Below are 12,301 nucleotides of genomic sequence, written 5' to 3' on the forward strand. Positions count from 1 at the left end.
TTCCGATTAATTTCCGATTATAAAATTATTCGGCAGAAACATCATAGTTGTCGCCAAACTTTAAGTGACCGAACTTTGGTGCTTTTTTTTCTGTATTTTTTTCGTTTGCAGCAGCGTTTGCCGAAGAAAGAATTTCGTCTACAGTTTTGTCAGAAACGGCAGCGGTTTCGGCATCAGCCTTTTTTACTTCAACTGCAGCCGGCTTGGCAGGCTGTACTGTTTCCTGCGGCTTTTCCTCTATAACAGGTGCTGTCGGATACTTTTCGTTGAGTTCCTGCTTAGCTGCCTCTAATTCGGCAGCTGTAGGAAGGTCGTTAATCATCTGAATGTGCTTTTTGTAAAGCTCAATAAGCTCACCCTTAAGTTTTACAGCGTCTGACTGAAGAAGAAGGTAGTTTTCCTTCTCTGTTGCAGTCATTCTGTTTGTATCAACCAAAAGCTGCTGTGCCTTTGTTTCAGCCTCTCTTACAATCTTAGATGCCTTTTCTTTAGCCTCTCTGATGCAAGCGTCAGATACTTTCTGTGATGCGAGAAGAGCGTTTCTGACTGTTTCTTCATCTGCACGATACTGTTCTACTCTTGTTGCGAGAACATCAATTTTATGTACAAGGTTAGTTTTCTCTTTCTTTAACTGTTCAAAAGCTACAATGACTTCATCAATAAATGCATCAACATCTTCTGCCATATAGCCCTGGCGGCCGGCTTTTCTGAAACTAACATTCTTAATTTCATCAATAGTAATCATTTAAAGCACTCCTATCTGAAATGTATTACTGAAATTTTATGGCGCCCTTTTTTGGTTACACCCAAAATTTTATCTAACTTAAATTTCCCTTTACCCCGTATTGTAAAGGTATCTCCCTCTTTAACCGTACAGCTTACATTTTGAGTTACCGCAAAGTTAAGAGTTGTTTCTCCCGATAAAATCAGTTTTGCCGTTTTATCCCTCGAAAGTCCGCTTACTGCGGCGACAATGTTGTCGTATCGGAGAGATGAAACCGTAAGACTCATTTCCTCTGTGCCTCTTCCCTGCGGAAGAGAATTAAGATTTGGTTGGACAATTTTTACTCCCGCTCCGCCTACTTTAAAAATCTGCGATTCGATGTAATCTTTAAGCTCGCTTTTTACAAATACAACGGTTCTTCCGTTATCTACCAGAATATCTCCTACCGTGTCACGCTCAATGCCGAGTGACATAAGCGTGCCGAGAAAATCTCTGTGTGTAAGTTTATCGGAAGGTCGGTATTTGAATTCTATGGCAGAAACAGGAAAGGCTGACCGCTCGGGTTCATCATAAAACACCCCGAGCACCTTTCTTTCACTGCTCTCACTGCCGCCGAAGAAAACATAATTTTCAAAGTATATACTCTGCAATACCTTTTGTGCAAGTGCCTGCTGACTCTCGGTTAAAAACTGTGAGAAAACAGGTTTTTGACGGGTAAAGCAAAGTGAAGTCATATCCTCGATTTTGGAGCAGAAAAGCTCATCGTTATCAGAAGTAAACACCGCTGTTTTCTAATTCGTCAAGTAAATCGTCGCCGGTAAGGTCTACATTATTAGGAATGATAATGTATGTATTTGAAGCAACCTTTTTAATCTTACCGTCGTTTGCATAAGCAACACCGCTTAAGAAGTCAAGAATTCTTCTTGCCATATCCTTGTTGGTGTCCTCAAGGTTAAGCACAACTGTGTGTGATTTGATAAGGTCGTCAGCGATTGTGCGTGTTTCCTCGCCAAATCTTTCAGGCTTATAAATACCGACCTGAATCTTAGCCTTAGCGTTAATATTAACAACTTTATTTTTTGAAGTAGGAGCTGCTGCTCTCTCTCTTACAGGCTGCTGTTCCTCAACCTCTTCTTCCTCGTTTTCGTCGGCATAACCGTACTCGTCATACTCCTGCTGATACTCGTCATCCGGAGCATCCCACATACGCTTGAATTTATCCACAAAACCTGCCATTATATTATTTCCTCCTTGAATTATTTACTGTAATCTCTGGCACCAAAAAGTGACGAACCTACTCTTACCATAGTCGCACCTTCGAGTATTGCCTCATAATAATCAGCAGACATACCCATTGACAGTATAGTCATACTTATATTATCTAATTTTTTTGACGATATGTCAATAAAGATATTACGCATATTATCAAAATATTTTGAAATTTTATGTGTATTATCACAAATTGGCGGTATAGACATAAGTCCTTTGACCGAAATTCCCTCCAAATCAGCTATCTGACACAACAATTCATCAAGCTGTTCGGGAACAACACCCGATTTATTTTCTTCTCTGCCTATATTTACTTCAACAAGAACGTCTGTTTTTTTGCCGATTTTTAAAGACTGTTTGGAAATTTCCGACGCAAGCTTTAAAGAATCAACCGACTGTATCAAATCTACTTTGTCAACAATCTGACGCACCTTGTTTGTCTGTAAATGACCTATAAACTGCAAGGATGCGTGTGCAAGGTCATACTTTTCGTATTTTGAAAGCAATTCCTGAACCTTGTTTTCACCGATGTGGTCAAGTCCCAAAGAGATTGCGTAATTGATTACATCGGCGTCAACTGTTTTTGTTGCCGCAAGAAAAGTAATGTCTTCTCTTTTTCTGCCCGATTTTTCAGCTGCCTCGGCAATTCTTTCGTTAATAAGTTTGTAGTTGTATTCTACATCACTTAATGACCTTTCCGTCATACAAATCGTCCCCTTCCGTTATAATCTGATCATACAGCGAAATGGTTTCGCCGCTGAACAATGTACCGTCTGTAGGTGACGAATCGCATAAAACGTAATCGTTACCCGCGTAAACGATAGAAATTTCTTTAAATTGCACTTCACTGCCGTAAAGAACATAAACACCCTGAACCTTTTTGCTTTCCTTATGTTCATTGCCTTTATCGTCGTATGTGGTCTTTTCTACATAGTCATCGTGAATTGCTTTCTTGCTGACACGAAGTCCTGAGTAACTTCCCATACCGATTTCCACAGGCTCCTGACGGATTTCGGAAAGTGTAGTGTCCATATATGTACACTGTAAAATCACAAGTGCTTTATCTGAGTTATTGTACTGAACAATTTTATAAATCGAGGCAGGTACCGTATTTGATGATGCGTCGGAAAAATCCAGCGTAACATCGTCACCCCACAATGTAAGGTCTGTTGCCTCGTCAGCGGTAATTTCGCAAGCAATGTACCAGTTAAGACTGCTGATAACCTTGCCGATTGTATTATCAGGCACACTTGATTTTTTCATATTTTTAAGATTGTCAAGTGTGAGATTACCGATTTTAGAATAATCAAAGCAGTTTTCATAGCCGTCGCAGTTAGCAACAAAATAACCCGCTTTCGGAGCTTTAATGTCCGCAATGCTGTCACCCGATGATTTTTTGAGTTCATTTATTTGTGACTGCAAAGATGCAATTTCGGGTTTAAAACTTGAGGTCTTTCCTGTAAATGACTGGTAGTGATTTACAGAATTGATTATTGAATTGATATTTGAATCAAGTTTGCCGATGTTTGCATTATTTATGTTATACAAAAATGTTTCGATATTTGTTGTGATGTCATTGTTTACGGTTTCAATTCCCTCTGTATTTGAGCGCCTTGTCTGCTCAAGTTTTGTAAGCGCCTTCATACTGTCTTCGAGAGATGCGGCTTTTGTGCGGGCAACTGCGTCTTCTTCCGAAGAAAAAACGCTTGCTACACTGCCGCCCTTTTTAACCTCGTCGCCGTCGTCTACATTGTAAGAAACAACTCCGCCCGAAGTGTTTTTGACGTAGGTTTCATCACGAATAATGTAACCGTTTGAATAAATTTTGTCTGTTACCGTTACCTGCTCTGCGTTTTCGGTAGGAATTACATTGAAATTAGCACTCAGTAAGAGGTAAACAACATAAATAATTGCAAGTGCGGTAAGACCTGCAACCAAAATTCTTCTGAACAACAGCTTGTCCATATATCACAGTCCTTTGTCAATTATTGTTTCGGCATATTTTAAAATATCTTCAAATCCGTTGAATTTATCAACCAATATCCAATTTATATCTTTATCACGATTAAACCAAGTAAGTTGGCGCTTGGCGTATCGTCTTGTTTCTCTTTTTAAAATTTCCGTACATTCGTCAAGCGAGCGTTCACCCGAAAAATACGGAATAAGCTCTTTGTATCCTATCGCCATTTTTGAAGTGGAGCTTAAATCGTTTGAGAGCACCTGCTTTGCTTCGTTGACAAGACCTTTTTCAAGCATTATGTCAACTCTTAGATTGATTCTGTCGTAAAGTTTTTGCCTGTCCTCAAATTTAAGACCGATTTTTATCGGATTGTACGGTGAGCCTTTCAGTTTTGAATTTCTGTTGTGCTCGCTGATTGTTATGCCGGAGGTTTTATAGAACTCAATCGCTCTTATAATTCGCTTTACATTGCGCTGTTCTTTGAGATTTTCTGCTGATTCGCTGTCAAATTCAGCAAGCATATCAAGCAGATAATCAACTCCGTTTTGCTCGTAAAGAGCTAAAAGCTCATTAGAAATTTCTTCGTTTCTTTCCTGCTTTTCAAAAGAAATACCGTTTAAAAGCGAGTCAACATAAAGTCCCGTTCCGCCTGCTATAATCGGCATTTTCCCCCGTGACACAATATCTTCTATACAAGAAGCTGCGTCACTTACAAAATCGGCAACGGAATAAGTCTTGTCGCTTGGAAGAAAGTCTGTTAACCAATGCGGTATGCCCTGTTTTTCCTGTTCATCGGGCTTAGCGGTAGCTATGTTCATTCCTTTGTATATCTGCATTGAATCGGCGGAAATAATCTCTCCGTTATATTTCTTTGCAAGCTCAACTGCAAGCGCAGTTTTGCCTGATGCCGTAGGACCTACAACAGAAATAAGTTTGATAGGATAATCCAAAAAATCACAACCTGCCAAATTGTTTTTCAATTTCGTACTTTGTCATAACTATGCAGATCGGTCTGCCGTGCGGGCAATACTTTATCTGCGGATTTTTTTCTAAAGTCCAAGCAATATCCATCAGCTCCTGAACTGTACTTTTATTGCCTGCTTTTATTGCGGAACGACACGAAACATTGTGATAGAACCAATCCATTTTTTCGGTGTAAATATCTTTCTTTCCGCTTGCAATGTATCCGCTCATTTCTGTTATGCAGTCGGCAATTTCGGTTGCGGCAAGGTACTGCGGAGCAGAACGCACAAGCAGTGTGCCGTTGCCGAAGTCCTCTACATCAAACGAACACTTTGCAAACATATCAAGATTGCTTACAGCCGCATCATAGTCGATTTTATCAAGCGTAACTGTAATCGGTGTGAGCAGATATTGAACATTTGCTGAACCAGAATCCGCTTTCAACTTTTCGTAAATTATTCTTTCGTGCGCCGCATGTTTGTCGATTATTAAAACTTCGTTATCGTTCTTTTCAACGATTATATATGTATTAAATGCCTCACCCAAAAATCTGAGTTTTGTCTGCTCCTTTGGCAGTTCGGTAAGTGCATCGTTATTATCTGTTTTATTTTCAGAAATTTCTTTTAAAGGCTTAACTTCTTCTTTTGAAACTTCTGTTTCTATAGGAGTTTCTGTGTTTTCGGCAGTTAAATCGTCAACAGTGATTTCTTGTTTCGGTAAATTTTCTTCCTGTTGAGTTGCTTTTAAAATTAACTGCTCGGCTTTTTCAAGTTTTTGCTTGGAAAATTCAGCTTTCTTGTTTTCAAGTTCTGAATTTCTTTTAATTGCCTGCTTTGAATAAATATCAAACGGGTTTGACGAATCGGACATTTTTAAGTTGTCAATAGATACAGGCTTTGTTTTTTCGTCTTTTAAATCAAGTTCGTCAAACGGATTGTACGGTTTAGGTTCGGAATTTTTTAATACAGGCTCAATCCGTTCAATCGGTTTTATGGGTTTTTCCGCAGGTGTATTTTCGGCTTTTGCAAAAACTGCCTGCGCATTGTTAAACGGATTTACCTTTTTAATTTCATTAAAAGCGGTGTTTTCTTTAAAATGAATCTGTTTTCTTTCATCGCCTTGCTGTAAGGCTGTTTTTACCGCATGGTAAATTGCATCAAAAACAGGTCTTTCGTTTATAAAACGGACTTCGATTTTTGCAGGATGAACATTGACATCTATAATTTCATACGGTACGGTAAGCTGTAATACAGCGGACGGAAATTTACCGACCATTATCGAACCTTTGTAAGCCTCTTCGAGTGCCGCCATACCTGTTCGTGTTTTTACAAATCTTCCGTTTATAAAGAAGTTCTGCATATTTCGATTCGGTCTTGAATTAATCGGCTTTGAAATATAACCCTTTACGGTAACGGAATCGAGTGTGTAATCGACGGGAATAAGTCCCTTTGCAAAGTCTTTGCCGAATACGGAATAGATTGCCGACAAAAGTTTGCCGTCGCCGAAAGTGCGCAAAACCTGCTTGCCGTCCCTGATAAAAGTAAAGGCAACTTCCGGATGAGAAAGCACAATTTTATCCATAAGGGCAGAAACAGCATTTCCCTCGGCTACATCTTTTTTAAGGAACTTTGAGCGTGCGGGAATGTTGTAGAACAAATCTCTGATTACAAAGGTTGTGCCTGTCGGGCAACCCGCTTCCTCAAGCGAGATTTCATCTCCGCCCTCTATCTCATAGCAGCTGCCGATTTCTTCATTCTCGTTCTTGGTAATAACCTGTAACCTCGAAACTGCGCTGATAGATGCAAGCGCCTCTCCTCTGAAACCGAGGGTAGAAATCGTATCAAGGTCATTTGCTGTTTTCACCTTACTTGTTGCATGGCGCAGAAACGCTTTTTTAATGTCATCTCTGTAAATTCCGCAACCGTCGTCGGCAACACGCATAAAGGTTGTACCGCCGTTTTTTATTTCTACGGTTATGTTCTTCGCACCTGCGTCAATGGAATTTTCTACAAGTTCTTTTATAACGGACGACGGTCTTTCAACTACTTCGCCTGCCGCAATAAGTTCCGCTATATGTTTGTCAAGTACATTAATTACACCCATTTTTTCACCTGCCTTTATGTCTTTATACCATTATATCATACCTTTGAGTTCGTAAAGCAGATTAATAGCTTCTATAGGAGTTAAGGTATTTAAATCAACTTCCGAAAGTCGCTCTACAACGGCATTATCATTTGATATAAGCGACATCTGCATATCTTCACTTTTCTCTTTAATTACCGTCGGTGCATTTGAGCCTGACTCAAGCTCTTTTAAAATCTCTTTCGCACGATTAATAATTGAGTTTGGAAGACCCGCAAGTTTTGCAACTTCAATACCGAAGCTGTCATCTGCGCCGCCCGGTATAATTCTGCGTAAAAATGTAATATCATCGCCACGCTTTTTAACGGCAATGCTGTAGTTTTTTACACCGTCAAGCAAATCCTGCATAACGGTAAGTTCGTGGTAGTGAGTAGCAAACAATGTTTTTGCACCGAGTTTTTTGCGGTCGGCACAGTATTCGAGCACCGCTCTTGCAATGCTCATACCGTCAAAGGTTGATGTGCCTCTGCCGATTTCATCAAGAATTAATAAACTCTTTGAAGTTGCTGATTTAACAATGTTGGCTACTTCGCTCATCTCAACCATAAAAGTCGATTGACCCGAAGCAAGGTCATCGGAAGCGCCTACTCTTGTAAAAATACTGTCAACCACACCAATTGTTGCGCTTGACGCAGGCACAAAACTGCCCATTTGCGCCATAAGAACAATGAGTGCAACCTGTCGCATATAGGTAGATTTACCTGCCATATTCGGGCCTGTAATTATTGCCACTCTCTCGCCTGCACTGTCAAGGTAAACATCATTCGGAACAAACGGAGTGTCGTTAAGCAGTGCCTCAACCACGGGGTGTCGGCTGTCTTTAAGTCTTATAACAGTCGAGAGGTTCACCTCGGGGCGAACATATCTGTTGTCTGCCGCAACATTTGCAAGAGAAACAAGAACATCAAGCACGGCAATTGCCTTTGCGGTTTTCTGTATTCTATCAAGGTTGTCGGCAACCGTTTTTCTTACATTGTCGAACAGAGTGTATTCCATTGCTACCGAACGGTCTTTTGCACCTAAAATTCTGCCCTCAATATCCTTTAAATCCTGTGTGATATAGCGTTCGCAGTTTGTTAAAGTCTGCTTTCTTATGTAGGTTTCGGGTACAAGGTCTTTGTATGAATTGGTTACCTCAATATAGTAACCGAACACTTTATTGTAGCCGACCCTTAATTTCGGAATACCTGTCTTTTCCCTTTGCTCCGCTTCAATTCTTGCAAGTATGCCCTTTGAATCGTTCATATCGGTAAGCAAAATATCAAGGTCAGGGTTGTATCCTTTTTTAATCATTCCGCCCTCACGCACAGAGAATGGCGGTTCTTCGACTATGGCGGAATCTATCAGATTATAAATATCTTCAAGCAGGTCAATTTCTTTATATACCTTTTTAAGATATTTGGCACTGCAGTCAGCAACCAATTCCGAAAGCTGCGGTAATTTTTGCAGAGCTGCCGCAAGCGAACGGAGCTCCCTGCCGTTTGCCGAGCCGTAAACAATTCTTGTCATAAGTCGCTCAATATCAAAAATACCGCTCAATGCGTCCATAATATCAAGCCTTAGCATATTGTTGTTTACAAGTTCTTCAACCGCCGACTGTCGATTGTTGATAGCCGATACATTGAGCAGAGGATGCTCAAGCCACGAACGAATAAGTCGCTTTCCCATTGCGGTTTTGGTTTTGTCAAGCACCCACAAAAGCGAACCTCGCTTTTCTTTATTGAGCATTGTTGCGGTAAGCTCAAGATTACGCTGTGTGTTGTAATCAAGGTTCATATACTGCTTGTCGCTGTAAAGCTCAATTTTATTTATGCGTTCAAGTCCGTTTTTCTGGGTTTCTTTCAAATAATTTATAAGTGCGCCGATAGCGTTTATAAGCACCTGCGAATCGGCAATACACTGCATTTCTTCCCTAAACTGCATATTTACCGTATCGGTGCAAAGTTTATTGTCAAAACTCTCATCCCGGAGCATTTCAACTCCGGCTGAAAGTTTCGATTTTATAAATGCAGGCAAAGACTTGATTTTAACAATATCTCCGCCTATTAAAATTTCTCTCGGATTATAGCTTGCAAGCTGACTTGTAAGAGAATTTACCGAATCACTGCCCGATATTTCGGTTGCGTAAAGCTCGCCTGTTGAAATATCGCAAAAGCAGAGTCCGATTTTTTTGCTGTCAGAAAACATACAGCAAATGTAGTTGTTTCTGCCCTCGTCAAGCATACTCGACTCCATTACAGTACCGGGTGTGATAACTCTTATAATATCACGCTTTACAAGTCCTTTTGCCGTGGCAGGGTCTTCGGTCTGTTCACAGATTGCAACCTTGTAGCCTTTGGCGACAAGTCTTGCAATATATCCCTCACAGCTATGAAAGGGTACACCGCACATCGGTGCCCGTTCAGCCTGGCCGCAATCTCTGCCTGTGAGTGTAAGCTCAAGCTCCTTTGACGCAATTTTGGCGTCATCGTAAAACATCTCGTAGAAATCTCCCAGACGGAAGAAAAGAATACTGTCTTTATTCTGCTCTTTAATTTTAAAATACTGTTTCATCATAGGAGATAACTCTGCCAATGTTTTCACACCCTTTCAAGGAAAATCTATCAGCCGCAACCGCCGCAAGTGCTGCAGCTTCCGGAGCATGATGATGTCGAGTAATCGGCTGTTTCAGGGTCTGCGCCCTCTGCCGACTGCTGAACAATGGCAAGAACTCTGTTTGCAACCATATCAAAAGCGTCTTTTGCCTCGTTGTAAGCAATCATATTCTTGTTTGACATAATCTTAGAGTAGTCCTCTCTCATCTGGCTGTTAAGGAGTGCGAGCTTGTCGCTGTCTTTATCTTTTTTAGATGCCTCGTTGTTGATAGACATTCTCTTCATATTAAAATCGCCGATAAGGTTCTGAAGATCCATATCTGCGTCAGCGTCTGCCTGTGCTTTTTGAAGAGCAATATACGACTCTTCCTGCTGAATAAGTTTGCCAAGCTCTCTTGCCTTTTCAATAATATCCATAATTTTATCCTTTCCTTACACAAGTTCGCCTTTGAGTATCCAATTTCTCGCCTGTGTAATCTTAACATTCTGAAATGTGCCTATAAGGCTCTTATCGCCTTTAAGCTCCACTATTATATTGCCACTTGTTCTGCCGTTTAATTCACCGTTTTTGCCTGTTTCCGATTCAATAAGTACCTTTTCGGTGTTATTAACCATAGACGCACATCTTTTTGCTGCGATTTCTTCCTGAACATCAAGCAGTTCTCTGAACCATTTTGATTTTTCCTCTGCGGAAATCGGGTCATCCATCTTAGCGGCAGGTGTGCCCACTCTCGGTGAATAAATGAAAGTGAACAAAGATGTAAATTCCACTTCACGAATAAGTGAAAGTGTTTCTTTGAAATCCTCATAGGTTTCACCCGGGAAACCTACTATAATATCGCTTGTGAGCGATACTCCGTCAATTTTTTCTTTGGCATAATTTACAATATCAAGGTATTTTTTTCTGTCATAATGCCTGTTCATCGCTTTTAAAATTCTGTCCGAACCGCTCTGGAAAGGCAAATGCAGATGTTTACTGATATGTGTGCCGTTAGCAATTGTATCAATAAGTTCTTTTGAACAATCCTTTGGATGTGATGTCATAAATCTAAGCCAATAGTCGCCGTCAATAGAATCAATTTCGTGCAAAAGCTGAGCGAAAGTAGGCTTATCGGCAAGAGTTTTGCCGTAAGAGTTTACATTCTGACCAAGCAAAGTAATATCTTTGTAGCCTGCTGAAATCATCTGCCTTGCTTCATCAAGGATAAGCGACTTTTCACGACTGCGTTCTCTGCCTCTTACATAAGGCACAATGCAGTATGTGCAGAAATTGTTGCAGCCATACATAATTGAAAGCCAGCCCTTGAAAGTGCCGTCACGCTTGACAGGTATACCCTCATAAACCTTTTTGTCATCATTGTCACGCTCATATACACGCTTGCCGTCTGCAAGTGTATGATACAAAAGCTGTGGAAAACGGTGCAGAGAATGAGTACCGAAAACAAGACTTACAAACGGAAAGCTCTTATACATCTTGTTTGCGATATGCTCCTGCTCCATCATACAGCCGCACAAAGCAATGACAATCTGCGGATGTTTTCTCTTTAAAGACTTTAACGCACCGACATTTCCAAAAACTCTGTCCTCGGCGTGTTCTCTGATTGCGCAGGTATTAAAAAGAATAAAATCGGCGTCGTCCACGGTTTCGGAAAATTCAAAGCCCGCTATTTCAAGCATACCTTTAATTCTCTCACTGTCAGCAACATTCTGCTGACAGCCGTAGGTGCGTATATAAGCCACAGGCTTATCGCCACGCTTTCTATCCTGCATAATCTGAGAAATCAATCTCATATATTCAAACTGTTGGTCTGAAATAACATCAGAGGTAACATTACCAAGTATTGTGTTTTCAGGCAAAACAATGCACTCCTAATCCATTTTATTAACTAAAATATTGTATCACAAATTACGGCAATTTTCAATATTTTTCTTAAGTTTTTAATATTTATACAAGTATTATACAGATTTGTACCAATTGCCGTTGTATTCGGGAGTGGTGCCGACGATTATGTTTTGTGCTATTTCAAAATCGGTGGAAAATGTCATATTTCCCGAGTAGTCAAGAGATGTTGTCATAATTTTTGATGTAAGAATAAGACGGATATGGTGAATTGTCTGATTAATTCCCGCCGATTCAAAGGTGCTTACGATTTCAGAGGAAAAACTCCCCGTAAGGTTAAACGATACATTTACCATCGGCCCATAGTTTGAAAGCACGGTAATATCAGTGAAAGAACCGAGCGGTATGTCGATATCCACATCGTATATTTTTGCAATTTCCTGCTGTACGCTTAGCATTATATCTGCCTTAAGCTCATTGATTTTAAACGAATCGGTTGTTATTGCCTGTACTTTGCCGTCTTTGGAATATTGTATTTTTGCTAAATCGTCATAGTTATAATTAAAACTTCTTATACTGCTGTTTACAGCCTCGCAAACAGAGTTTACGGAGATAATTTCCGCCTGTATTCTGATGTATTCACATTTAAATTCCGCAAGCTGTTGTTCACAGAAAACTATAATTAAAACGAACACTAAAACTATAGACAAAAGAACACATTTAAGCCTTTTAAATTTTATCTTCTTTCTCTTGTAAAAAAGCAAAAAAACACCCCTCGATATTCTATACGAGAGGTGTAAATTTTGTTA

Annotated in this window: 11 protein-coding genes; all 11 read right to left on the minus strand. The window is 40.1% G+C overall.

The genetic code is table 11. The annotated features are described in order from the left end of the window. Nucleotides 1-25: 25 nt before the first annotated feature. Nucleotides 26-745 (minus strand): DivIVA domain-containing protein, encoded by a 720-nt coding sequence (locus I2E21_RS01855; RefSeq protein WP_195410241.1) that lies wholly within the window; start codon nucleotides 743-745, stop codon nucleotides 26-28. An 11-nt stretch (nucleotides 746-756) separates the two neighbouring features. After that, the gene (locus I2E21_RS01860) at nucleotides 757-1,506 is read right to left on the minus strand and encodes a YlmH/Sll1252 family protein (protein WP_195410242.1); all 750 of its coding nucleotides are present in this window, start codon (nucleotides 1,504-1,506) and stop codon (nucleotides 757-759) included. Beyond that, entirely contained in the window at nucleotides 1,493-1,960 is a 468-nt protein-coding gene (locus tag I2E21_RS01865) for a cell division protein SepF (protein WP_022234920.1), read from the minus strand. Before I2E21_RS01865 ends, I2E21_RS01860 begins: the two co-directional genes overlap by 14 nt. 20 nt (nucleotides 1,961-1,980) lie before the next feature. After that, entirely contained in the window at nucleotides 1,981-2,697 is a 717-nt protein-coding gene (locus I2E21_RS01870) for a YggS family pyridoxal phosphate-dependent enzyme (RefSeq protein WP_186934792.1), read from the minus strand. Beyond that, nucleotides 2,675-3,958, minus strand: a complete 1,284-nt coding sequence (locus tag I2E21_RS01875; protein ID WP_195410243.1) for an HlyD family efflux transporter periplasmic adaptor subunit — start codon at nucleotides 3,956-3,958, stop codon at nucleotides 2,675-2,677. Before I2E21_RS01875 ends, I2E21_RS01870 begins: the two co-directional genes overlap by 23 nt. A 3-nt stretch (nucleotides 3,959-3,961) precedes the next feature. Beyond that, on the minus strand, nucleotides 3,962-4,903 hold the full coding sequence (gene miaA, locus I2E21_RS01880; protein ID WP_195410244.1) for a tRNA (adenosine(37)-N6)-dimethylallyltransferase MiaA: 942 nt from the start codon (nucleotides 4,901-4,903) through the stop codon (nucleotides 3,962-3,964). Between the two features lie 4 nt (nucleotides 4,904-4,907). Then, nucleotides 4,908-7,019 carry a DNA mismatch repair endonuclease MutL gene (mutL, locus tag I2E21_RS01885; RefSeq protein WP_195410245.1) on the minus strand — a complete coding sequence of 704 codons (2,112 nt, stop codon included), beginning with the start codon at nucleotides 7,017-7,019 and terminating at the stop codon, nucleotides 4,908-4,910. 30 nt (nucleotides 7,020-7,049) lie between these two features. After that, complete coding sequence (gene mutS, locus I2E21_RS01890) at nucleotides 7,050-9,632, minus strand: DNA mismatch repair protein MutS (protein ID WP_195410246.1); 2,583 nt, start codon at nucleotides 9,630-9,632, stop codon at nucleotides 7,050-7,052. Between the two features lie 29 nt (nucleotides 9,633-9,661). Then, nucleotides 9,662-10,069: a YlbF family regulator gene (locus tag I2E21_RS01895; protein ID WP_022234914.1), complete on the minus strand. Its 408-nt coding sequence runs from the start codon at nucleotides 10,067-10,069 to the stop codon at nucleotides 9,662-9,664. Nucleotides 10,070-10,084: 15 nt separating this feature from the next. Next, complete coding sequence (gene miaB, locus I2E21_RS01900; RefSeq protein WP_022234913.1) at nucleotides 10,085-11,509, minus strand: tRNA (N6-isopentenyl adenosine(37)-C2)-methylthiotransferase MiaB; 1,425 nt, start codon at nucleotides 11,507-11,509, stop codon at nucleotides 10,085-10,087. Nucleotides 11,510-11,608: 99 nt separating this feature from the next. After that, nucleotides 11,609-12,256 (minus strand): sporulation protein YunB, encoded by a 648-nt coding sequence (gene yunB, locus I2E21_RS01905; RefSeq protein ID WP_022234912.1) that lies wholly within the window; start codon nucleotides 12,254-12,256, stop codon nucleotides 11,609-11,611. Nucleotides 12,257-12,301 lie beyond the last annotated feature (45 nt).

The sequence above is a fragment of the Ruminococcus sp. BSD2780120874_150323_B10 genome (assembly GCF_015553695.1).
Taxonomy (GTDB): domain Bacteria; phylum Bacillota; class Clostridia; order Oscillospirales; family Acutalibacteraceae; genus Ruminococcoides; species Ruminococcoides intestinale_A.

Bases quoted from the DNA above. Each gene is read 5' to 3' on its own strand.
- I2E21_RS01855 (WP_195410241.1), bottom strand. From the start codon at position 745: ATGATTACTATTGATGAAATTAAGAATGTTAGTTTCAGAAAAGCCGGC.
- I2E21_RS01865 (WP_022234920.1), bottom strand. From the start codon at position 1,960: ATGGCAGGTTTTGTGGATAAATTCAAGCGTATGTGGGATGCTCCGGAT.
- I2E21_RS01870 (WP_186934792.1), bottom strand. From the start codon at position 2,697: ATGACGGAAAGGTCATTAAGTGATGTAGAATACAACTACAAACTTATT.
- I2E21_RS01875 (WP_195410243.1), bottom strand. From the start codon at position 3,958: ATGGACAAGCTGTTGTTCAGAAGAATTTTGGTTGCAGGTCTTACCGCA.
- mutL (WP_195410245.1), bottom strand. From the start codon at position 7,019: ATGGGTGTAATTAATGTACTTGACAAACATATAGCGGAACTTATTGCG.
- I2E21_RS01895 (WP_022234914.1), bottom strand. From the start codon at position 10,069: ATGGATATTATTGAAAAGGCAAGAGAGCTTGGCAAACTTATTCAGCAG.